Origin of the sequence: Pseudomonas sp. NFACC05-1 (assembly GCF_900100135.1) — a bacterium.
Taxonomy (GTDB): Bacteria; Pseudomonadota; Gammaproteobacteria; order Pseudomonadales; family Pseudomonadaceae; genus Aquipseudomonas; species Aquipseudomonas fluorescens_Q.
The window spans coordinates 194,431-215,720 of sequence record NZ_FMTR01000002.1 but is presented as its reverse complement, the minus strand read 5'-3'; the positions used below and the strand labels follow the sequence as shown (position 1 = coordinate 215,720).

Sequence of the window (21,290 nt, the reverse complement as noted above, 5' to 3'; positions counted from 1 at the left end):
TCATTAATCCGGCTTGGCACAGGTCCTGCTGACGGGGGAAACGTCGACATTTTGATCGGCGCTATGGAACCTACTCAGAGGGATTTATTAATGAACAGCCTGAATCTCATGGCCCCCCCGCAAACCTCCCCGGCCCCCACAGGTGCGCCAGGCATCTGCTTCGGCGAGGAACGCAAGCTGCGTCTGTTTGTGCAAAAACGTGTACTCAATCAAGACGACGCCGACGACATCATCCAGCTCACGTACCTGGAAGCCTGGCGCAACCAGCAGAAGTTCAAAGGGCTGGCAAAGCAGGACACTTGGTTGTGTGGCATCGCCCTCAACCTGATCCGCAACCACTTCCGCCGCTTCTATGCGCAGCCGCCGCTGAGCACGTTCGATGAGAGCGAGTTCAGCGAGTCTAGTGACGACATTGACCTGAGTGAACTGTGCGACAACCGTCGGCTGTTGGACCGCACGCTGTTAGCCATGGATGAGTTGCCCAAGGACATGCGCGATACCCTGTGGACCGCCGTGGACACCGAGAGCAGCTACCGCGATGCCGCCGAGCGGCTGGGCGTCCCCATTGGTACCGTGCGTTCAAGGTTGTTTCGCGCGCGTGAACAACTCAAACGAAGCGTCTATGGAGAAGCCCGGCCATGACCCACAATCGTTTGAACAGCCGGCCCGACCTGCCACGCGGCGTGCGCCGCTACACCCCCGACGACTTGCCGGTGATGACAGATATCTTCAACGAAAGCGCTCTGGGAGGTACCAGCTCCCCCGTGCTCAGAGCGTTTTCCCTGAAGGAAATGACGTTTTTCGTCGACTGTTTCGTCAAGGAGGGTGATCCGATCTACGTGCTCGAACGCGCTGGCGAAGTCGTCGCCTGGTTGATCGTCAACCGCTTCTGTTGGGGAGCCCAGGCCTGCCGATTGACCGGTGAAGTGTCGATCTACGTACGCAGCGACCACATCGGCAGCGGCGTCGGCATTCGCCTTGGCCAAGCTGCGGTGGTGTTGGCCAGGCAGTATGGTTTCGAGACGCTGGTGGCCTGGATCATCGAGCACAACGAGGCCAGCAAACGCGGCGTACAAGGGCTCGGCGCGACCCAATGGGGACGCTTCCCAGGGATTGCCCGGTTCGCTGATAACCGTGCGGACGTCGTGCTCTATGGACTGCACCTGACGCCAGGCGACACGGCATCCATCTCCCTTTCAGCGCCAGCGCAAAACGAGGAGGCCAGCCTGGCGTGAGTCCACGGCTCGTCCGGCTGGACGTCGGGCGAGCCGCCTCTTTCCAAGGCATGGGCCTGCGCTCATTGGAGCCGATGCCATTTTTTGCACAGCCCCCGCAGCCCCTGCTGTTCAGTCGATAAACCCGTGGCGAGGGAGCTTGCTCCCGCTGGGCTGCGCAGCAGCCCCCTTTTCATCAAGACCTCGGTCATCCATCCACCGACCAACACACCGGCAACGCTTCCGGCCCCCTGAAGTTGGGCACGTAGCGCCAGCGTACGGCGCCGGGATCGACCGCCAATTGCAGCCCAGGGCAGCACCGAAGAAGTGTGTTCAAGGCGATTTCCAATTCCTGCCGGGCCAACGAGGCGCCCAGGCAATAGTGCGTGCCTTTGCCGAACGACATGTGCGGGCAGGCCGGGCGAGTGATGTCGAGCGTGTCAGGATTTGCACACAGCGTTTCGTCACGATTGGCCGAGCCCACCACCGCAATCAGCAGTTGCCCGCGTAGCAAGCGTTGTCCGGCCAGTTCGGTGTCCCGGGTAACGAAGCGGACCATGGCCCGCTCCACCGAAGAGTCATAGCGCAGAAGCTCCTCGACCGCGCCAGGCATTAACGCCGGCTCGTCACGCAATTGCGCCAGCACCTTCGGGTGCTGCACGAGCATGTGCACCGCATTGCCGATCATCGATGCCGACGTTTCGTGCCCAGCGATGATCAGCAGCGCGATCATGCTGCACAGCTCACTCTGGCTGAGCATGCTGCCCTCTTCCTCGACCTGCGCCAGCGCCGAAACCAGGTCATCGCCCGGCTGTGCTCGACGCTGGTCGATCAACGCGAGCATGTAGCCCGCGAATTCCTTGTAGCAACGCTGCAACTCGCTCAGGTCATGCCCCACCTGCTGGACGATCATGTGGGACCAGCGGCGGAAGTCGTCACGATCTTGTGCAGGGACGCCAAGCAATTCGGCGATGACAGTGATCGATAACGGGAATGCATATTGGCTCACCACGTCCATTTGGCCGCTCGACCACACGGGTTCCAGCAACGTCTCGGCGATCTGTTCGATACGCGGCCGCAGGGCATTCACCGCCTTCAACGTGAAGGCCTTGTTGACCAGGCGACGCAAGCGGCGATGACTGTCGCCATCGCGGTTGAGCATGTGGTCGTTAAGAAACGCGATGGATTGTTCGCCGCCGAGCATCGCGGCGAACTGCGCATCGATCCGCGACGGGTCACGGGCGAAGCGCTCGTTGTCCAGCAGCACCTCCTCGACTTCCCGCGCACCGGTGACGTACCACATCGGCAACTGCCCTTCGGCCTGGCTGAGGAACACCGGGGACGCCTGGCGCAGCGCCGCATAATGCCGATAAGCCTCGCCACGAAAGGCGTCGCTATTCAAATCAAGGGTACGCTCGTAAGCCATGAACACTCTCCAGGGGCATGAATCGTTGCTCCTGAGTGGCCGGGCGCGCCAAAAAAGATCCATGTGGGTTACCTGCCGGTGAACCGTTTGCACGGCCACGGTCACTCAAGGGAAAACACCAACCCCTGCGAGAAGCTGACATGACGCGTGCACTTGCAATCCATGGCCAATGCGACACTCGTTTCGAACCGGTCAAAGAGGCGTTTATCCGGCTGATGCAAAGCCCCTTCGAACGCGGCGCCGCCCTTTGCATCCAGATTGACGGCGAAACCGTTATAGACCTGTGGGCCGGCACTGCCGGGCCGGAGCCGGACAGCCATTGGCAGCGCGACACGCTGCTCAATCTGTTTTCCTGCACCAAGCCCTTCACGGCGGTGGCGATCATGCAGCTGGTCGGCGAAGGACGCCTGGACCTGGACGCGCCGGTCTGCCACTACTGGCCGGCCTTCGCCAACGCCGGCAAAGCGTCGATCACCCTGCGCCAGGTGCTTTGCCACCGTGCCGGGCTGCCTGCGCTGCGCACGCCCCTGGCACCGGAAACCCTCTACGACTGGGACACCATGACCGACCTGATCGCCGAGGAAACTCCCTGGGCCGCGGCTGGGGAACAGCAGACCTATTCACCCTTGCTGTTCGGCTGGATCCTCGGCGAATTGCTACGTCGGGTGGATGGCCTGACGCCGGCGCAAAGCATTCACCAACGCGTGGCGGTGCCGCTCGGGCTGGATTTTCACCTCGGCCTGGACGACGCGACCATCGCCCGCTGCGCCTACATGGCGCGCACCAAAGACGAGATCGACGACGAAGCGTTTGGCCGGGTGTTGAAGGACGTGCTCAACGAGCCGACCGCCATGAGCGCGCTGGCCTTCGCCAACCCGCCCATGGTGCTGGGACGCAGTAACGAGACGGGCTGGAAACGCATGACCCAACCAGCGGCCAACGGACACGGCAATGCCCGCAGCCTGGCGGCGTTCTACGCAGGCCTGCTCGACGGGCAACTGCTGGAGTCACCACTGCTCAACGAAATGTTGCGCGAGCACAGCGCCGAATACGACCCGACCATCCAGACCCCAACGCGTTTCGGCCTGGGCATCATGCTCAACCAGCCGGACGTGGCGAACGGCAGTTATGGCATGGGCAACGAGGCGTTCGGCCACATGGGCGCCGGTGGCACCATCGGGTTTGCCGACCCTGAACGCGGCGTGGCGTTCGGCTTCGCCTGCAACACCATTGGTTCCTACGTCTTGATGGACCCACGCGCGCGCGGCCTGGCCAATGTCGCGATGGGCTGCCTGTAAACCCTGGACGATCGGCTCAATACTATTCACTTAAGCGAAAGATCAGGCTGCGGAAGATCGTTCCCCACGCTCCGCGTGGGAATGCCGCCAGGGACGCTCCGCGTTCCGCTTCTGGAAGCAACCGGCTCACACCCCTGGCGGCACTACCACCTCCGCCACCTGCGGCTCGGCCGTGCCGGTATCGGGTGAGGCAACCACTTGTTCTTCGCTACCGGCCACGCGGGGCAGCGCGGCCTTGGCGATCATGTCCGGTTGGGCCAGCAACCTGCGCGATGCGTCCAGGGGCATCAGCAGGCGCCCCCTGGCCCTGCCGCGCGCGGCAGGGTTGAGCATGCGCAATTCTCGTTCATGAACACCGGACAACTGCGCCAGGTGCGCCAGATCCACCGGCTGCGCCAAGGCGACCATCTGGAAATACGGCTGGTCGGCGATGGGCGCCAGGCTCACGCCATAGTCGGCGGGCGCATTCACCAGTTGCGACAGCGCCAGCAGCCGCGGCACATAGTTCTGGGTCTCGCCGGGCAACGACAGGTTCCAATAGTTGGTCGCCAGGCCGCGGGCGCGATTGCGCGTGATGGCGTCGCGTACGCGCCCTTCCCCGGCGTTGTAGGCAGCCAGCGCCAGCAGCCAGTCGCCGTCGAAGTAATCGTGCAGGTAGGACAGATAATCCAGGGCGGCCCGCGTCGATGACGGAATGTCCCGGCGCTCGTCATAGTCGCCCCGCTGCTGCAATTGATAGCGGCGCCCCGTGGCGGGAATGAATTGCCAGAGGCCCAGGGCCTGGGCCGGCGATTGGGCGTTCGGATTGAACCCGCTCTCGATGGCTGGCAGCAGCGCCAGTTCCAGCGGCATGTTGCGCTTGTTCAGTTCACCCACGATGAAATGCAAGTAACGGCTGCCGGCACGCCCGGTCTGGGTGAGAAAAGCCGGGCGATCCATCAGCCAGCGGCGTTGCTCATCGATACGCGCCACACCCTGGGTCTTGGCCTGCAAGGAAAACCCCTGGCGCATGCGCGTCCACAGGCTGCCGCCGCTTTGCGGGGATGACTCGCCGATCTGGATGATCGTGTCCGTAGGCGCCGGCTCAAGCCAGCGCAGTTGCGAGCGGTAAGGCTCGTTGGCGAACGGATCACCGATGGTCAACTGCGGTTCGAGGTGCTGGCAGCCATACAGCAAGGTCCCCATGGCCAGCATGGACAACCCTTTGGGGACGAAGCGAAGGGCCGGCAAAAGTGCAATTGATCGAGGCATGGGCGGTCAACCTTGAGTGAGGTGGCGCCATTGGGTGGCAGATCGCAAGGCAGCGGTTCCACGCGGCTCGTCCGGCACGCTGTCATCGGGCGGCAGGGGCTCGGTTGGAACCGAAATGCCGCAGCTGTCACTCACCATGGGCAGCAGGCGCTCGTCGGCGCCTGGATGACAATGCGAGGTCACTCATGGCGTCACCCATCTATTGCAAGCTGATCGATCAGCTCTGCGAACTCACAATGATTCCTACCCCGGCAGTGTTCTACGAGCAGGCGAACCTGTCGGTCAAGGATGTGGACTTTTCCCTGAAGCACACCCCAGGCGTGGGTGAGGGAGACGTCTTTATCTACTGCAGCTTCGGGCCATTGCCGGTGGCGAATCGGGAAGCGGTCCTGCAACGGCTGCTGGAAACCAACCTGTACCTGCTGAGCGGCGCGTTCTGCCCTTCCCTGTCTTACAACCGCGACAGCGAACAGGTGATCCTGATCGGCCACGTCCCCCTGGAAACCCTCACGGCCGAGCGTCTGCTCGGGCTGATGGGCGGTGCTGCCGACATGGCGCTGATTTGGCGCGATGGCTACTTCTTCGACGGTGCCAGCCCAAACGACACCGCCAAGACCACCCAGCACAAACCCACCCCCCGTAGCACCGGGCTCAACAGCGCCCTGTCAATCTAGGAGAACACGACATGCCAGATTTATCAGTAGGACGAAGCACCAGCTCGGCGGCGTTGCACCAGCAGGACGATCGGATCACGCCAGTGGGAACCAGCCTGTCCGGGCAGGTTCGTCCCTCCACCAATCCCCTGGTGCCTTATCACTTCGAAGGACAGGCGACCGACAAGACCCAGCAAACACTCCGAACCAGGCAACAGCGCCTGACAGGACTGGTCACCAGCCTCGGCAAGAAAAACCCTGAGAGCGACCCCATTGGCTATGCACGTGAGCACATGAGCCTGGAAGGCAAGGTATTGGGCTACGCGCCAGGCACAAGTTATCAAGATGTACAGAAGCATCTCGCCGCACTCGGCGGCACGCCACACCCGATGCTGTCGGGCCACGAAGAAACCGAGGCATTCGTCAAGGACTTCAACGAGTACCTGGCCAAGAATGAGGGCGACCGGAAAGAGGACGGCGGTTTCAAGGCAGTCTGGGACAAACACTGCGAGCGCATGGGTAATACCCTTGGCGCCTATCATTCGTTGTGCCAGGAAGTTATTGATAAAACCCCGGAAGGGAACGATCGCCAACTGCTGAAAAATAGCCATGAAGCCTTCCGCGGTTATGCCAAGGGTGTCATGCAAGCCCTGACGCAAGACATGCCCACGCGCTTGAATACCTTCATGGAAAGCCGAATCGAGCACGCGCAGAGTGCCGCGACCAACGAGAGCCTTTCCCAACCCGAACGCGACCTGGCGAAAGATCAACTGGATCAGTTGCTCGAGGTCCAGGGGGAGCTTGGCGAGTTGCTCAAGACCGATGACGACAAGCCGAACACGCCAAGCGAACTGGCAACGGCGACGAAGAAAAACGAGGTGCTGGACACCGCACTGAAGAACGTCGCACGCCAGGACTATGTCGCCGACCTCAAGACCAAGAGCGGCTTTGTAACCGGCCTGGCGGTGTTCGCCGGGGCGGGGATCCCGCAGGGCGTGGCGTCTGCGGGCCACTTTGGCGCGATCACAGCGTCGATTGATGAAAAAATGGCGGACGCCTCCTACGGCAAGCATGTCGCGGCGACCTCGACTGTCCTAGGCGCCGCCCACAAGGTGATCAGCGACGGCATCCGCCCATTCGTCCAGGTCGTCGTCGACAAGACCATCGGCGCCGGCCTGGAAAAAGTCGATCCAATGTCGGTCTATCCCAAGGCCCTGCAAGTCGTCACCCAGGACGGACGTCGGGTCGAGAACGCTGGACGCGATGCCCTCGACCTCACACAGGAGCAAAAGCGCAACGACTTCAAGCTCAAACAGAACGCGAACAACTTTGGCACCATGAGTGGTGACTTCACCGGCTACCTCGCCTTCGGTGCCGCCCATGCCGTGCGCGATACCATTGATCAATTCACCTCGGTAAACGCCGGCGGCATCATCGCCCGCACGACGGCCTCAGCAGTGGGCGGCACCTTCATGGCGGGGGGCCAGGCAGTGGCGAAATATGCGCAAACCCACGGTGATGAGGAGATTCCCACCTACCGGGTGACCAAGGAAAACCGCAACTGGGGCGAACTGTTACCCAAGGCGCTTTCCGAAGCGACAGGAAAGCTCAACCCGATCAGCATGGCCAACGTCAGCGACCTCGCCAACCGGATCGTTGGCGTAGGCGAAGGGGTCGCCATGCGTACAGCCGTGGGCGACGCAGCCGCGGTGGGTGAAAACCCGGAAGTGCGGGAAAAAATGGAGCAGATTGTCACAACCTTCTTCTCCTCCGGCCTGACGCTGCTTCCGTTCTTCGCCAACAGTGTGGCGGCACCGCTCGAAAACAAGGCGCTGAGCGGCAAAGACGACCTGACCAAGCGAGCAAACGTACCGCTGCAGAACGTGACAAATCCAAACCGAGACGGCCTGCCCCACACCCAGCCGGAAGGCTGGCGGCGCGACCTGGAAAATACCTACCACGTGACCCGCGGCCTTACCCAGGTCGTTCCGCAAACCGCTATCGCAGGGCTTAACCTGGGTACCGAATGGGCCCAAAGCCTGGCACCGCGGCCCAAAAAAGCCTCTGGCGATAACATTCAACTGGCAGAGCGAGGCGAAGCGCGACCCCAGGGCGGGCCGTCCAACGAACCTGCACCCACTACCCGGCCAAGCTGATGAATTCGCCGGGCCATCCTTCGCTGGTCCGGCGATCACCTGTTGCAGAATTCCCTTCACCCCGCTCGCATGACTGCTGATCTACGACCCAACTCATCTTTCAGCCAAGAGCGAACTGAACGCACGTCCGCTAATAGATGGGTTTGTCTTCACTTAGACTGATGCTTTGCGCGTGCTGGAAGTTGAGGAAATTTCGTCAAAGTCGAGGTAACGCTTCAGCGCTTCAGGCATTTTTACCTCAGACCACATCAGGAAGAAAAAAATAGCCAGCCACATTGACCACAAAAAAAGAAACCCCCGTGGTAGCCAAAAGTATTAAATTAAACTTCTGCACCGACACACCATAGGTTTGCGCAAAGATAAACGTATTTTTTGGAGAAGGCATTGCCGATATCAGTATCAGTGCGAACAACAGCAAGCCAGACAGTCCAAAAAAATACTGTCCCACCACGAAAGAAATCGCGGGATGCAAAAAATTCTTTATCAACACACCCAGCACTATTTCATTACAGTCGTTTTTCATGGTGGACGCTACACGACCAGCATAGAACGAAGCACCTAATGCTATTAGAGCAATAGGCGCCGCAGTATCCGCAATCATCTCCATACTCTCGATGATAAAAAAACCTGTATCGATCATGTGCGAGAGCTTAATTTGCGAAATGAGAGACCCCGTCAGCGCGGAAATTATCAATGGATTTTTGAAAACTACCAACAGGGCTCTCTTTAAGAAAGCACCCGAAGATCCAGCCTTCGAAAAGGAAGAAGTTTCCATGACAAATATCGCAACGCTCGTAAGGACAACAGACTGAAAAATAATTATTGGCACAACCAAAGCCGAATCACCCAACAGCAATATGAAGACTGGCACTGCCAAAAAAGCAGTATTTGTTTGCCCTATCGCAATAAAGTTCAAACCAACCTCCACCAGACTTTTCTTCAGATAAATTCTGTAGATGATAAAAATCAGGACCCACAATATAAAAACACCCAAACCATACGCCTGAACGTAAGCATTTATATCGACGCCCGGCGTGTAATCGGACTTCAGCGTCGTTAAAAAAATCTCTACGGGGAGCGCGACATAAAAAACATAGTCGCTCAATATCTCATCAGCACCGCGACGCATGAGGCCTGCAAACGAAAGCAAACAACCCAACAGTATCAAAATAAATATAGACAACGTGGAATTCAAAGATAACATCAACATAGCCAGTCCACCCTGCCAATCAGCAGTAACCAAACGAACGTATACTCGCAATAAAAAACTCACTCTTCCTGCAAATCACACAGCAACAGAAGCTAGAAGGTCATTTTTGTGCGAAACGCCTAGAAGTTTTCCCTTGTGGTCAACAACCAAGATTGCAGACACACCAACACCTATACAGTCTGCAATCAGTTCGCTTTCATACACGCATCTTAAATTGACTTCCATAACATCCGAAATCTTAAGATAAGCAATGTCGTCATTTCCCCTGAGCACTCGAGCCATATCGCCATCCGTAAACACCCCCAAAGGCCTGGAGAATGTATCTACCACAACGACAAACCCAAGACGCTTATTCGCCATATAACTAACCGCGTCCAGGAACAATGTATCAGGCGGTAGTGCAGGGACTTTATCCCCTCTCACCATTACGTCACGAATTTTCGCCGTCAACACCTTGCCTAGATTTCCGGCGGGATGATTTTTTGAGAACTCTTCCTTCGTGAAGCGCTTAATTCTCATCAGAGCCATAGCAATCGCATCTCCAACGCCTAATGTGGCACTAGAGCTTACGGTTGGCGCCAGATTATATGGACAGGCTTCCTTATCCACTTTCAACGCCACATGCGCATTTGTTTTACATGCCAATTCAGAGCTTGAAAAATTTGTCAATGCTACGGTATTCACACCCAGATCATGAAGATAGGGAAGCAGAGACAAAATCTCTTCACTTCTACCGCTATAGGATATTAGTACTGCGAGGTCACGCGCCGTAATCATGCCCAAGTCCCCGTGCTTAGCCTCGGACGGGTGTATAAAAAAGCTGGGCGTCCCCGTAGAGGCTAGACTTGCGGCAATTTTCTTACCGACATGGCCACTTTTCCCAACTCCTAGAATCACTACGTGCCCCTTGCAGGCCAATATAAGTCGAACGACATCGACAAACCCATTACCCTCCAACTCATTGGACAGCTTTATCAATGCCTGCCCCTCGCTGATCAACACCTCTCTTCCCAAAGTGAGTAGATGCCTGTCGGACCCTATCTCTGACAAGAATTTATCATTCATGAATTCTTATCTCCTTACGGTCGACATTTGGATCATTTACGAACAGAGCTCCATCCCTGTAATGACTTTTTAGATAAAACGTCACAAACAAACTATTTCTCTCATAGGAAACACCGGGATGATGTTTAGCACCATGCCAGCTATCGCTTGATCTCAGAAAAGCAAACGCTACATTTGGCTCATAAGGAATCCTCCTAAACTCTTCAAAACCATCTTTACTTCTCACAAACAACCCAAGCCCTGAATCTTTACATTCTGCATTTTCTGGCAAATACCATCCAAATGTCATTGCTTTTTCAACAATATCCGTATGCGGAGGCAAATCAAATCCGGCAAAATCTTTATACAAATGCGGATAAGGAGTCACCTCAAGATCAGAACCAAACTTGCCTAGCAAAAGACACTTGAATCGTTCACCACAAAGAAGCTCAACAATATCAATAGCAACTTTAGACCCCGAAAAAACGTTACCAAGATCAACCGAAACTCCTTCAAGAGACAAAGGCAACTCAAATCGCGTCGAATCCCCATTTCTCAAGGTGCTTTTATGCATCAAAGGCTTGTATAAATCTAATACTGGCAAGTTGGAAATAAATTCCCTGTAAGCTCCTGCCGGAACAAAGTCCTTTACTTCAAAAAATTTGAACGGCTCACTCACCAACTCAGCGTCTGTTATTTTTTGAGAAACATACTCCATGAGTCCGAACATACCCACCTCCTTACGGCTTTCTCAAGATACACCTCACACAAATGAAATACATGTAACCACTCGTATCTTTTATAGGCCTCGCCCACGCCCCCAGCAATGAGATCCTTGTAGTTCAATTCCCAAAAAATCGAAGGAAACCTCTTACACCCAACTTCTTTTAGTAGGAATCAAGCTATTGACCGGGTTATTATTTTTTCAAGATCAATGCCCTACGCTGTTTATCGATAGCCATCGGTATTAGGAAAAGGACTTTTATGAAACGCACCCTCATCGCTTTCCTGTCATTGATCGTCACCGCGATCATCGTCGCGGGTGGCTACCTCTACAGCAAGCAGCCCACCCGCCAAGGCACGGTGCAGTTGCAAGGGCTGCATGGCTCGGTGACGGTGCGCTACGACGAACGCGGTGTGCCGCATATCCGCGCCGAGAATGAAACCGACCTGTACCGCGCCCTCGGTTATGTCCATGCCCAGGATCGGCTGTTTCAGATGGAGATCATGCGCCGCCTCGCCCGTGGTGAGCTGGCCGAGGTGCTGGGGCCGAAACTGCTCGACACCGACAAGCTGATGCGCAGCCTGCGCATTCGCGAGCGTGCCGCGGCCTACGTGACCGAGCAGGACCCACAATCCCCCGCCTGGCTCGCCATGCAAGCCTATCTGGATGGAATCAACGCCTACCAGGACAGCCACACCCGTCCCATGGAATTCGACGTGCTGGGCATTCCCAAGCGCCCCTTCACCGCCGAAGACACCGTGAGCATTACCGGCTACATGGCCTACAGCTTCGCCGCCGCCTTTCGCACCGAACCCCTGCTGACCTACGTGCGCGATGTGCTGGGTGCCAACTACCTGAACATTTTCGACCTCGACTGGCAGCCTCAGGGCGTGCTGGCCGAAGGTCGCAAGGGCAGCCTGCCGCTGGCTGCCGCCGACTGGAAAGACCTCGACGCCCTGGCCCGCCTGAGCGAGCAGGCCCTGGCTGATAACGGCCTGCCGCAGTTCGAGGGCAGCAATGCCTGGGCGGTCTCCGGCAGCCGCACCCACAGCGGCAAGCCGTTGCTGGCGGGTGACCCGCACATCCGTTTTTCCACGCCTTCGGTGTGGTACGAGGCGCACTTGTCGGCCCCGGGGTTCGAACTCTACGGGCAATACCAGGCACTGCTGCCCTTCGCGACGCTGGGTATGAACCGGGATTTTGGCTGGAGCATCACCATGTTCCAGAACGACGACCTGGACCTGATCGCCGAGAAGGTCAACCCGGACAATCCCGAGCAGGTCTGGTATCGCGACAAATGGGTGGACATGACCCGCAGCGAGCAGCAGATCGCGGTCAAGGGCCAGGCGCCGGTGACGCTGGTGCTGCGCCAGTCGCCCCATGGCCCGATCGTCAACGATGCCCTCGGCGCGAACGCCGGCAAGACCCCGGTCGCGATGTGGTGGGGGTTCCTGGAAAGCCGCAACCCGATCCTCGATGCCTTTTACCAGCTCAACCGCGCCGACACCCTCACCAAGGCTCGCGGCGCTTCGGCCAAGATCCACGCGCCGGGGCTGAACGTGGTGTGGGCCAACGCCAAGGGGGACATCGGCTGGTGGGCCGCCGCGCAACTGCCCAAGCGGCCAGTCGGCGTGAAGCCCGGCTTCATTCTCGATGGCAGCAGCCCGGAGGCGGAAAAGGAAGGTTTCTATCCGTTCAGCAGCAACCCGCAGGAAGAGAACCCGGCGCGGGGCTACATCGTTTCGGCCAATTTCCAGCCGGTGCCGGCCAGCGGCATCGAGATCCCCGGTTATTACAACCTCGCCGACCGTGGCCAGCAACTCAACCACCAGCTCAGCGACAAGCAGGCGAAGTGGGACATCGAAACCACCCAGAAACTGCAACTGGGCACCACCACCGCCTACGGCCCGCGCCTGCTCGCGCCTTTGTTGCCGGTGTTGCGCGAGGTGGTCAGCGATCCGCAGGAGCGCAAATGGGTGGAGCAACTGGCCCAATGGCAAGGCGATTACCCGCTGGATTCCATCAGCGCCACGCTGTTCAACCAGTTCCTGTTCAACCTGGCCGACGCCGCCCTGCACGATGAACTGGGTGACGGCTTCTTCGAAACCGCCCTGTCGACCCGGGTGATCGACGCAGCCCTGCCACGCCTGGCGGCTTCAAAGGATTCACCGTGGTGGGATGACCGCACGACGCTGGGCGTGGAAACCCGTGCCGACACGGTGAACATTGCCTGGAAGAAAAGCCTGGCCCACCTGCGGACCACCCTGGGTGACGATGCCACGCAATGGCAGTGGGGCAAGGCTCATACCCTGATCCATGGTCATCCGCTGGGTCTGCAAAAGCCGCTGGACCGGATCTTCAATGTCGGTCCGTTTGCGGCCCCCGGCACCCATGAAGTGCCCAACAACCAATCGGCCAAAATCGGTCCGGCCCCTTGGCCGGTGACCTATGGTCCTTCTACCCGGCGGATCATCGACTTCGCCGATCCGGCCCATAGCGTCACCATCAATCCGGTCGGCCAGAGCGGCGTGCCCTTCGACAAGCATTACGAGGATCAGGCCGAGGCGTACATCGAAGGGGTCTATCACCAGGCGCACCTGGCCGAGGAAGAAGTGGTGGCCAATACCCGCGCGACCCTGAAACTATTACCGGCGAGGAGCTCGCACTGATTCTGGCGGGTGTAATTTTTCATTACCAACAAGCTCAATCGTCATTGATGGTCAAGACTACAAGGGTTCAACACCCCGCCCCCTCTCACAGGAGTCAATGCAATGTTCAATAACTGGTCCGAGCTGCTGCCTACCATCAAGAGCGCCTTTGGCGCCCTGGGCAAAAGCAATCCGAAGATGGTCAAGGCCTACATGGCCCTGGACGAAGCCGCGGCTGAAAACGACGTGCTCGATGCCAAGACCCGTGAGCTGATCTCCATCGCCGTCGCCATCACCACGCGCTGTGACGGTTGCATCGGCGTACACACCGACGCCGCCATCAAGGCCGGCGCCACCCGCGAAGAAATCGCCGCCACCCTGGCCACCGCGGTGTCCCTGAACGCGGGCGCGGCCTATATCTACTCCCTGCGCGCGCTGGAGGCCCATGACGCGTTGAAGAAGTGAACGGCCAATAACCTGCCGGCCGCTATCGCGAGCAAGCTTGCTCCCACAGGTATCGATCGTTCCTCACGCTCCGCGTGGGAATGCCGCCAGGGACGCTCCGCGTTCCGCTTCTGCAAGGTGACGCAGAGCGTCACCGGATGCATTCCCACGCAGAGCGTGGGAACGATCGACATCTTCGTCGACTGTCACACCGCTTTCGCGAGCAAGCCCGCTCCCACAGTTACTCAGCGTCCGATTAAACCGGAGCGGTCTCGGCCCGACGCACTTCCGGCTGTTTCCAGGAGTCGGCAGCGCTTTCTTCGATGGCTTGCTGGATCGCCCGCTTACGGCTTTCTTCGGCGCGGCGGCTGAAGAACCAAACTAGGAAAGTCACCAGCGACACCGCCAGCAGGATCAGGCTCGCCACGGCGTTGATTTCCGGTTTCACACCCAGGCGCACCGCCGAGAACACTTCCATCGGCAAGGTCGTCGAGCCAGGGCCGGAGACGAAGCTCGCCAGTACCAGGTCATCCAGGGACAGCGCGAACGACATCATGCCCCCCGCTGCCAGTGACGGTGCGATCATCGGGATGGTGATCAAAAAGAACACCTTCCACGGCCGCGCACCGAGGTCCATGGCCGCTTCTTCGATGGACAGGTCCAGCTCACGCAAGCGCGCCGAGACCACCACCGCCACATACGCCGCGCAGAACGTGGTGTGGGCAATCCAGATCGTGACGATGCCACGCTCCTGGGGCCAGCCGATCATCTGGGCCATGGCTACGAACAGCAGCAACAGCGACAGGCCGGTGATCACTTCCGGCATCACCAGCGGCGCGGTGACCAGGCCGCCGAACAGCGTGCGGCCCTTGAAGTGGGTGATGCGGGTCAACACGAAGGCCGCCAGCGTCCCCAGGGCCACCGCGGCAATCGCCGTGTAGCAGGCGATCTCCAGCGAGCGCACCACCGACCCCATCAACTGGCTGTTGTCCAGCAGGCCGACGTACCACTTGATCGACCAGCCACCCCACACCGTCACCAGTTTCGAGGCGTTGAACGAATAGATCACCAGGATCAGCATCGGTGCGTAGATGAACAGCAAACCCAGCACCAGCATCAGGCTTGAAAAACTGAAGCGCTTCATTCCTTGCCCTCCATTTCTTTGGCCTGACTGCGGTTGAAGAGGATGATGGGCACGATCAGGATCGCCAGCATCACCACCGCCAGGGCGGATGCCACCGGCCAGTCACGGTTGTTGAAGAATTCCTGCCACAGCACTTTGCCGATCATCAGGGTTTCCGGGCCACCCAGCAGTTCCGGGATCACGAACTCGCCCACCACGGGGATGAACACCAGCATGCAACCGGCGACGATGCCGTTCTTGGACAGCGGCACGGTGATTTTCCAGAAACTGTTGAAGGTGCTCGAACCCAGGTCCGACGCGGCTTCCAGCAGGCTGGGGTCATGTTTCACCAGGTTGGCGTACAGCGGCAGGATCATGAACGGCAGGTAGGAGTAGACGACCCCGATATACACCGCCAGGTTGGTGTTGAGGATCTGCAGCGGTTCGTTGATAAAACCCATGCTCAGCAAAAAGCCGTTGAGCAAGCCGTTGTTGCTGAGGATGCCCATCCACGCGTAGACGCGGATCAGGATCGCGGTCCAGGTCGGCATCATGATCAGCAGCACCAGCACCGTCTGCATCTCTTTGCGGGCATTGGCGATGCCATAGGCCATCGGGTAGCCGATCAGCAGGCACAAGACCGTGCTGATCAGGGCCATTTTCAGCGAGCCGAGGTAGGCGGCGATGTACAACTCGTCCTCGCTCAGCATCGCGTAGTTGGCGAGGTTGAGCAGCACCTGCAGCTTCTGGTCGACGTAGCTGTAGATCTCGGTGTACGGCGGGATGGCTACGTCGGCTTCGGCGAAGCTGATCTTCAGGACAATGAAGAACGGCAGCATGAAGAACAGGAACAGCCAGATGAAGGGCACCCCGATGACCAATTGGCGGCCACCGGGCGTTATTCGATCGAGTCGGCGTTTGAGTTTGCGCATGTTCATGAGCGAAGTACCACGCCGCTGTCGTCTTCCCACCAGACGAACACCTGGTCGCCCCAGGTCGGACGCTGGCCGCGGCGTTCGGCGTTGGCGACGAAGGACTGCACCAGCTTGCCGCTCGGCAACTCGACGTAGAACACCGAGTGGCCGCCCAAGTAGGCGATGTCATGGACCTTGCCGCTGGACCAGTTGTTCTCGCAGGTCGGTTGTTCGGCGGTGACCAGCAGTTTTTCCGGGCGAATGGCATAGGTCACGGACTTGTCCTGCACCGAGGTGCTGATGCCGTGGCCCACGTAGATGTTGCGGTCCAGGTCCTTGCAGGTCAGCACCGCGTGGCCTTCGGCGTCGTCCACCACTTCGGTCTCGAAGATGTTGACGTTGCCGATGAACTCGCAGACCAGCCGGCTGGTCGGGGTTTCGTAGATGTCGATCGGGCTGCCGATCTGGGCGATCCAGCCCAGGTGCATGATCGCGATGCGCTCGGCCATGGTCATGGCCTCTTCCTGGTCGTGGGTCACCATGACGCAGGTCACGCCAACCCGCTCGATGATCTCCACCAGTTCCAGCTGCATCTGCGAGCGCAGTTTTTTATCCAGCGCGCCCATCGGCTCGTCGAGCAACAACAGCTTCGGCCGCTTGGCCAGGGAACGGGCCAGGGCCACGCGCTGGCGCTGGCCGCCAGATAGCTGGTGCGGCTTGCGCTTGGCGTATTGGCTCATCTGCACCAGCTTGAGCATTTCAGCCACGCGGGCATCGATCTCGGCTTTCGGGATCTTGTCCTGCTGCAAGCCGAAGGCGATGTTCTGCGCCACGGTCATATGGGGGAACAAGGCGTAGGACTGGAACATCATGTTGATCGGCCGCTCGTAGGGCGGCATGTCGGTGATGTCCACACCGTCGAGGTAAATCCGCCCTTCGGTAGGCCGCTCGAAACCAGCCAGCATGCGCAACAAGGTGGATTTGCCCGATCCCGAACCGCCGAGCAAGGCGAAGATCTCGCCTTTCTTGATTTCCAGGGACACATCGTCCACGGCAATCGTCTCGTCGAACTTCTTCGTGACCCGGTCGATTTTGACCAACACCTGCTTGGGTGTCTGGTCGCCCTCGAGGGCTTTCTTATAGGCGCCGGAGGCAACTGCCATTTACGAAACTCCCACAGAATTTGCAGTTCGCCCCACGCGGACGAACCTTTAGAATGTTGACGTTATTTACCCGACTTGACCTTGGTCCAGCTGCGGGTCATGAGTCGTTGGATCTTGGGCGGCAACTCGGAGTTGACGTAGAGCTTGTCGACGACCGCTTGCGGTGGGTAAACCGCTTCGTCGGTACGTACTTTCTGATCCATCAGCTCGCCAGCCTTCGGGTTCGGGTTGGCATAACCGACGGTGTCGCTGACCTGGGCGATGACTTCAGGCTTGAGCACATAGTTGATGAAGGCATGTGCCTGCTTGACGTTGGTGGCGTCGCGCGGGATCGCCAGCATGTCGAACCAGAGGTTGCCGCCTTCCTTGGGAATCACATAGGCGATTTCGACGCCCTTGCCGGCTTCGCTGGCACGTTCGCGGGCCTGGAAGATGTCGCCGGAGAAACCGGCGGCCACGCAGATCTCGCCGTTGGCCAGATCGGAGATGTACTTGGAGGAGTTGAAGTAGGTCACGTAAGGCCGGATCTTGAGGAGCTGGGCCTCGGCCTTCTTGTAGTCTTCAGGGTCTTCGCTGTTGGGGTTCAGGCCCAGGTAATTGAGCATCGCCGGGATCATCTCGTCGCCGGAGTCGAGGAACGAAACACCGCAACTGGACAGCTTCTTGATGTTTTCCGGTTCGAACAGCATGGCCCACGAGTCGATCTTGTCGACGCCCAGGACCGCCTTGATCTTCTCGACGTTGTAGCCGATGCCATTGGTGCCCCACAGGTAAGGTACGGCGTACTGGTTGCCCGGGTCGTTCTTTTCCAGGCGCTTGAGCAGCACAGGGTCGAGGTTGGCGTAGTTGGGCAACTGCGCCTTGTCGAGCTTCTGGAACGCCCCGGCCTTGATCTGCTTGCCCAGGAAGTGGTTGGACGGCACCACCACGTCATAACCGGTACGCCCGGCCAGCAACTTGCCTTCCAGGGTTTCGTTGGAATCGAACACGTCATACACCGGCTTGATGCCCGTGGCTTTTTCGAAATCCGCCAGGGTGGTCTCGCCGATGTAGTCCGACCAATTATAAATATGCACGGTGGAGGCGGCCTGGACGCTGACGGCGAGCGTCAGGCCGGCACCGACCAGCAAGGCGTTGCGTAACAAAGAAAAGACTGGCACGTGGAGGTCCTCTTAAATAGTTGGGCCCAAGTTGCCCCCGTTACTTGACCATGAGAGGCCCCGCAACAAAACCGGCGCGCAACTTACCTTCGATAAACCGATCCAGCAAAACTTTTAGTTATTTAATGGCTCCTGTTGCCGCCGCCGCGATGGCAGCGACAACAGGAAGATGCTTCAGGCCGGCTTATTTACCGGATTTGATCTTGGTCCAGCTGCGGGTCATGATCCGCTGGGTCGCGGCTGGCAGGTCGGCAATCGCGTAAAGCTTGGCTTGCACGTCTGCCGGCGGGTAGATGCCCGGGTCGCTGGTGATTTCCTTGCTGACCAGCGGCGTAGAGGCCGCGTTGCCGTTCGGGAAGCTCACGGTGTCGGTGATTTCAGCCATGATTTCCGGCTTTTGCAGGAAGGTCATGAATTTGTAGGCACCCTCGACGTTCTCGGCATCCTTGGGGATGGCGACCATGTCGAAGAAGCTGCCAGCACCTTCCTTCGGAATGTTGTAGCTGACTTTAACCTTGCCGCCGGCTTCGGCCGCACGGGACTTGGCCTGGTAGATGTCGCCCGAGTAGCCGACCGCTACGCAGATGTTGCCGTTGGCCAGGTCGGAGATGTACTTGGAGGAGTGGAAGTAGCCGATCGAAGGACGGATCTTGAGGAACAGCGCCTCGGCCTCAGCCAGTTGCTTCTTGTCCTGGCTGTCGGTCGGATAGCCCAGGTAATGCAGCGCCACCGGGATCATTTCGGTCGGCGAGTCGAGGAAGCTGATGCCACAGGCTTTCAGCTTGGCGGCGTTTTCCGGCTTGAACAGCAAGTCCCACGAGTTGGTTGGAGCGTCGGCACCGAGGGCAGCCTTGACCTTCTCGGCGTTGAAGCCGATGCCGATCGAACCCCACATGTACGGGAAGGCATGTTCGTTGCCCGGGTCGCTCACCGAAACGGCCTTGAGCAGGTCGGTATTCAGGTTTTTCCAGTTGGGCAACTTGGACTTGTCGAGTTTCTGGTAGACCCCGGCCTTGATCTGCTTGGCCAGGAAGTTGTTCGACGGCACCACGATGTCATAACCGGACTTGCCGGCCAGCAACTTGGCTTCCAGGGTTTCGTTGCTGTCGAATACGTCGTAGACGACTTTGATCCCCGATTCTTTCTCGAACTTGGCGACGGTGTCCGGCGCAATGTAGTCGGACCAGTTATAGACGTGCAGCACTTTATCGTCCGCCTGAACCGCGCCCGCCATCACGCCCATCAGGGACATGGCCAGGAGGGTCTTGCCAGCTATCTTCATACCTAATGTCTTCATGCCTAATGCCTTCATGAAAAAGTGCTCCAGTTATTCTTCTTAGCCACGTTCAGTAGCCGGCTCGCGGACAACTTGAACGGTCGGTAGTCTGGCAAGTTACAGGCCAGGCTTTCAACACAAGCCCAGCCTTTTATTCTCGCTGGGCGAGGCCCTTGCAGGCACCTCGCTCAGAGCCTAGCACTTAGCCTTGCAACGCACTGAGCGTCAGGTCCAGGCACTGCCGCGCCTTGGCCACTAACTCGTCAATCTCGGCCTTGCTGATCACCAGCGGCGGCGCAATGATCATGGTGTCGCCCACCGCGCGCATGATCAGCCCGTTATCGAAGCAGAACTGCCGGCAGATCATGCCCACGCCCTTGCCTTCGTAGCGCTTGCGCGTGGCCTTGTCCTGGACCAGTTCGATCGCTCCCAGCAAACCGACACCGCGCACTTCACCCACCAGAGGATGATCGTTCAGTTCCCGCAAACGCTTCTGCAAATAGGGTGCCGTTTCGCTGTGGACACGCTCGATGATCTTTTCGTCGCGCAGGATGCGGATGTTTTCCAGGGCCACCGCTGCGGCCACCGGGTGACCGGAGTAGGTAAACCCGTGGTTGAAGTCTCCGCCTTCGTTGAGCACCGCGACCACGTCGTCACGCACGATCAGCCCGCCCATGGGGATGTAGCCGGAGGTCAGGCCCTTGGCGATGGTCATCATGTGCGGTTTCAACCCGTAGTGATCGGTACCGAACCACTCACCGGTACGACCGAAACCACAGATCACCTCGTCGGCCACGAACAGGATGTCGTACTTGGCGAGGATTTCCTTCATGCGCGGCCAGTAGCTGTCCGGCGGTACGATCACGCCACCGGCGCCCTGGATCGGCTCGGCGATGAAGGCGCCGACGTTGTCCACGCCGAGCTCCAGGATCTTTTCTTCCAACTGGTTGGCCGCCCACACGCCGAACTCTTCGGGGCTCATGTCGCCGCCTTCGCCGAACCAATAAGGTTGGGCGATGTGGACAATGCCCGGGATCGGCAGGTCGCCCTGCTCGTGCATATAGGTCATGCCACCCAGGCTCGCGCCGGCCACGGTCGAACCGTGGTAACCGTTCTTGCGGCTGATGATGACTTTCTTGTTCGGCTGGCCCTTGATCGCCCAATAGTGGCGGACCATCCGCAGCATGGTGTCGTTGCCTTCGGAGCCGGAACCGGTGAAGAACACGTGGTTCATGCCTTCTGGGGCGATGTCGGCGATGGCTTTGGACAACTCCAGCACTGGCGGGTGGGCCGTCTGGAAGAACAGGTTGTAGTACGGCAGCTCGCGCATCTGTTGGCTGGCGGCGTCGGCCAGCTCCTCGCGGCCATAACCGACGGCCACGCACCAGAGGCCGGCCATGCCGTCGAGGATCTTGTTGCCTTCACTGTCCCAGAGGTAGACACCCTTGGCGTGGGTGATGATGCGCGGGCCTTTCTCTTTGAGCTGTTTGAAGTCGCTGAACGGCGCCAGGTGGTGATCGTTGCTCAGGGCCTGCCATTCACGGGTTTGCGGGTTGTTGCGGGTCATGCCAATTCTCCTTTTATCG

The 21,290-nt window shown here is 58.8% G+C and carries 18 protein-coding genes; 7 read left to right on the top strand and 11 right to left on the bottom strand.

Annotated elements, in window-relative coordinates:
- Positions 1 to 90 precede the first annotated feature (90 nt).
- Both BLO97_RS05150 and BLO97_RS05145 read left to right on the top strand, forming a co-directional pair.
- On the top strand, positions 91 to 642 hold the full coding sequence (locus BLO97_RS05150; protein WP_092345199.1) for an RNA polymerase sigma factor: 552 nt from the start codon (positions 91 to 93) through the stop codon (positions 640 to 642).
- Positions 639 to 1,235, top strand: coding sequence for a GNAT family N-acetyltransferase (locus BLO97_RS05145; RefSeq protein ID WP_063323910.1), 597 nt, complete (start codon positions 639 to 641; stop codon positions 1,233 to 1,235). Before BLO97_RS05150 ends, BLO97_RS05145 begins: the two co-directional genes overlap by 4 nt.
- A 187-nt stretch (positions 1,236 to 1,422) precedes the next feature.
- Here the strand turns inward: BLO97_RS05145 and BLO97_RS05140 are convergent, their stop codons facing one another.
- Positions 1,423 to 2,640: a cytochrome P450 family protein gene (locus tag BLO97_RS05140; protein ID WP_092345197.1), complete on the bottom strand. Its 1,218-nt coding sequence runs from the start codon at positions 2,638 to 2,640 to the stop codon at positions 1,423 to 1,425.
- 140 nt (positions 2,641 to 2,780) lie between these two features.
- Between BLO97_RS05140 and BLO97_RS05135 the strand changes: the two genes are divergently transcribed.
- Complete coding sequence (locus BLO97_RS05135) at positions 2,781 to 3,938, top strand: serine hydrolase domain-containing protein (RefSeq protein ID WP_063323908.1); 1,158 nt, start codon at positions 2,781 to 2,783, stop codon at positions 3,936 to 3,938.
- Between the two features lie 126 nt (positions 3,939 to 4,064).
- Here the strand turns inward: BLO97_RS05135 and BLO97_RS05130 are convergent, their stop codons facing one another.
- A complete protein-coding gene (locus tag BLO97_RS05130; protein ID WP_083569205.1) occupies positions 4,065 to 5,189 on the bottom strand; it encodes a transglycosylase SLT domain-containing protein in 1,125 nt (374 codons plus the stop codon).
- 185 nt (positions 5,190 to 5,374) lie between these two features.
- Between BLO97_RS05130 and BLO97_RS05125 the strand changes: the two genes are divergently transcribed.
- Together BLO97_RS05125 and BLO97_RS05120 are read left to right on the top strand one after the other, a co-directional pair.
- Complete coding sequence (locus BLO97_RS05125) at positions 5,375 to 5,863, top strand: type III secretion system chaperone family protein (protein WP_092345195.1); 489 nt, start codon at positions 5,375 to 5,377, stop codon at positions 5,861 to 5,863.
- An 11-nt stretch (positions 5,864 to 5,874) separates the two neighbouring features.
- Positions 5,875 to 7,998 (top strand): type III effector, encoded by a 2,124-nt coding sequence (locus BLO97_RS05120; protein ID WP_092345193.1) that lies wholly within the window; start codon positions 5,875 to 5,877, stop codon positions 7,996 to 7,998.
- A 238-nt stretch (positions 7,999 to 8,236) separates the two neighbouring features.
- Here the strand turns inward: BLO97_RS05120 and BLO97_RS05115 are convergent, their stop codons facing one another.
- Genes BLO97_RS05115 through BLO97_RS30620 form a run of 3 tightly spaced genes read right to left on the bottom strand, consistent with a single transcriptional unit; the run spans position 8,237 to position 10,982 of the window.
- A complete protein-coding gene (locus BLO97_RS05115; RefSeq protein ID WP_175489832.1) occupies positions 8,237 to 9,271 on the bottom strand; it encodes an AEC family transporter in 1,035 nt (344 codons plus the stop codon).
- A gap of 12 nt (positions 9,272 to 9,283) precedes the next feature.
- Positions 9,284 to 10,273: a KpsF/GutQ family sugar-phosphate isomerase gene (locus BLO97_RS05110; RefSeq protein ID WP_092345189.1), complete on the bottom strand. Its 990-nt coding sequence runs from the start codon at positions 10,271 to 10,273 to the stop codon at positions 9,284 to 9,286.
- Positions 10,266 to 10,982, bottom strand: a complete 717-nt coding sequence (locus tag BLO97_RS30620) for a hypothetical protein (RefSeq protein WP_139197650.1) — start codon at positions 10,980 to 10,982, stop codon at positions 10,266 to 10,268. Before BLO97_RS30620 ends, BLO97_RS05110 begins: the two co-directional genes overlap by 8 nt.
- A gap of 254 nt (positions 10,983 to 11,236) precedes the next feature.
- On the opposite strand from BLO97_RS30620, the gene BLO97_RS05105 reads away from it, so the two are divergent.
- Positions 11,237 to 13,645, top strand: a complete 2,409-nt coding sequence (locus tag BLO97_RS05105) for a penicillin acylase family protein (RefSeq protein WP_092345187.1) — start codon at positions 11,237 to 11,239, stop codon at positions 13,643 to 13,645.
- Between the two features lie 102 nt (positions 13,646 to 13,747).
- On the top strand, positions 13,748 to 14,089 hold the full coding sequence (locus tag BLO97_RS05100) for a carboxymuconolactone decarboxylase family protein (protein ID WP_003206631.1): 342 nt from the start codon (positions 13,748 to 13,750) through the stop codon (positions 14,087 to 14,089).
- A 235-nt stretch (positions 14,090 to 14,324) separates the two neighbouring features.
- Here BLO97_RS05100 and BLO97_RS05095 read toward each other — a convergent pair whose 3' ends face one another.
- The 6 genes from BLO97_RS05095 to BLO97_RS05070 form a co-directional block, all read right to left on the bottom strand.
- Positions 14,325 to 15,212, bottom strand: a complete 888-nt coding sequence (locus BLO97_RS05095) for an ABC transporter permease subunit (RefSeq protein WP_063323903.1) — start codon at positions 15,210 to 15,212, stop codon at positions 14,325 to 14,327.
- Entirely contained in the window at positions 15,209 to 16,129 is a 921-nt protein-coding gene (locus BLO97_RS05090) for an ABC transporter permease subunit (protein WP_063323902.1), read from the bottom strand. Before BLO97_RS05090 ends, BLO97_RS05095 begins: the two co-directional genes overlap by 4 nt.
- Positions 16,126 to 17,268: an ABC transporter ATP-binding protein gene (locus BLO97_RS05085; protein ID WP_063323901.1), complete on the bottom strand. Its 1,143-nt coding sequence runs from the start codon at positions 17,266 to 17,268 to the stop codon at positions 16,126 to 16,128. Before BLO97_RS05085 ends, BLO97_RS05090 begins: the two co-directional genes overlap by 4 nt.
- Positions 17,269 to 17,330: 62 nt before the next feature.
- Positions 17,331 to 18,428, bottom strand: coding sequence for a polyamine ABC transporter substrate-binding protein (locus BLO97_RS05080; protein ID WP_092221344.1), 1,098 nt, complete (start codon positions 18,426 to 18,428; stop codon positions 17,331 to 17,333).
- Between the two features lie 184 nt (positions 18,429 to 18,612).
- Positions 18,613 to 19,710, bottom strand: coding sequence for a polyamine ABC transporter substrate-binding protein (locus tag BLO97_RS05075; protein WP_024617271.1), 1,098 nt, complete (start codon positions 19,708 to 19,710; stop codon positions 18,613 to 18,615).
- A gap of 196 nt (positions 19,711 to 19,906) precedes the next feature.
- Positions 19,907 to 21,271 (bottom strand): aspartate aminotransferase family protein, encoded by a 1,365-nt coding sequence (locus BLO97_RS05070; protein ID WP_092149105.1) that lies wholly within the window; start codon positions 21,269 to 21,271, stop codon positions 19,907 to 19,909.
- Positions 21,272 to 21,290 lie beyond the last annotated feature (19 nt).

Coding starts and splice junctions, on each gene's coding strand:
- BLO97_RS05150 (WP_092345199.1), top strand. CDS start 91: ATGAACAGCCTGAATCTCATGGCCCCCCCGCAAACCTCCCCGGCCCCC.
- BLO97_RS05145 (WP_063323910.1), top strand. CDS start 639: ATGACCCACAATCGTTTGAACAGCCGGCCCGACCTGCCACGCGGCGTG.
- BLO97_RS05140 (WP_092345197.1), bottom strand. CDS start 2,640: ATGGCTTACGAGCGTACCCTTGATTTGAATAGCGACGCCTTTCGTGGC.
- BLO97_RS05135 (WP_063323908.1), top strand. CDS start 2,781: ATGACGCGTGCACTTGCAATCCATGGCCAATGCGACACTCGTTTCGAA.
- BLO97_RS05130 (WP_083569205.1), bottom strand. CDS start 5,189: ATGCCTCGATCAATTGCACTTTTGCCGGCCCTTCGCTTCGTCCCCAAA.
- BLO97_RS05125 (WP_092345195.1), top strand. CDS start 5,375: ATGGCGTCACCCATCTATTGCAAGCTGATCGATCAGCTCTGCGAACTC.
- BLO97_RS05120 (WP_092345193.1), top strand. CDS start 5,875: ATGCCAGATTTATCAGTAGGACGAAGCACCAGCTCGGCGGCGTTGCAC.
- BLO97_RS05110 (WP_092345189.1), bottom strand. CDS start 10,273: ATGAATGATAAATTCTTGTCAGAGATAGGGTCCGACAGGCATCTACTC.
- BLO97_RS30620 (WP_139197650.1), bottom strand. CDS start 10,982: ATGTTCGGACTCATGGAGTATGTTTCTCAAAAAATAACAGACGCTGAG.
- BLO97_RS05105 (WP_092345187.1), top strand. CDS start 11,237: ATGAAACGCACCCTCATCGCTTTCCTGTCATTGATCGTCACCGCGATC.
- BLO97_RS05100 (WP_003206631.1), top strand. CDS start 13,748: ATGTTCAATAACTGGTCCGAGCTGCTGCCTACCATCAAGAGCGCCTTT.
- BLO97_RS05095 (WP_063323903.1), bottom strand. CDS start 15,212: ATGAAGCGCTTCAGTTTTTCAAGCCTGATGCTGGTGCTGGGTTTGCTG.
- BLO97_RS05090 (WP_063323902.1), bottom strand. CDS start 16,129: ATGAACATGCGCAAACTCAAACGCCGACTCGATCGAATAACGCCCGGT.
- BLO97_RS05085 (WP_063323901.1), bottom strand. CDS start 17,268: ATGGCAGTTGCCTCCGGCGCCTATAAGAAAGCCCTCGAGGGCGACCAG.
- BLO97_RS05075 (WP_024617271.1), bottom strand. CDS start 19,710: ATGAAGATAGCTGGCAAGACCCTCCTGGCCATGTCCCTGATGGGCGTG.
- BLO97_RS05070 (WP_092149105.1), bottom strand. CDS start 21,271: ATGACCCGCAACAACCCGCAAACCCGTGAATGGCAGGCCCTGAGCAAC.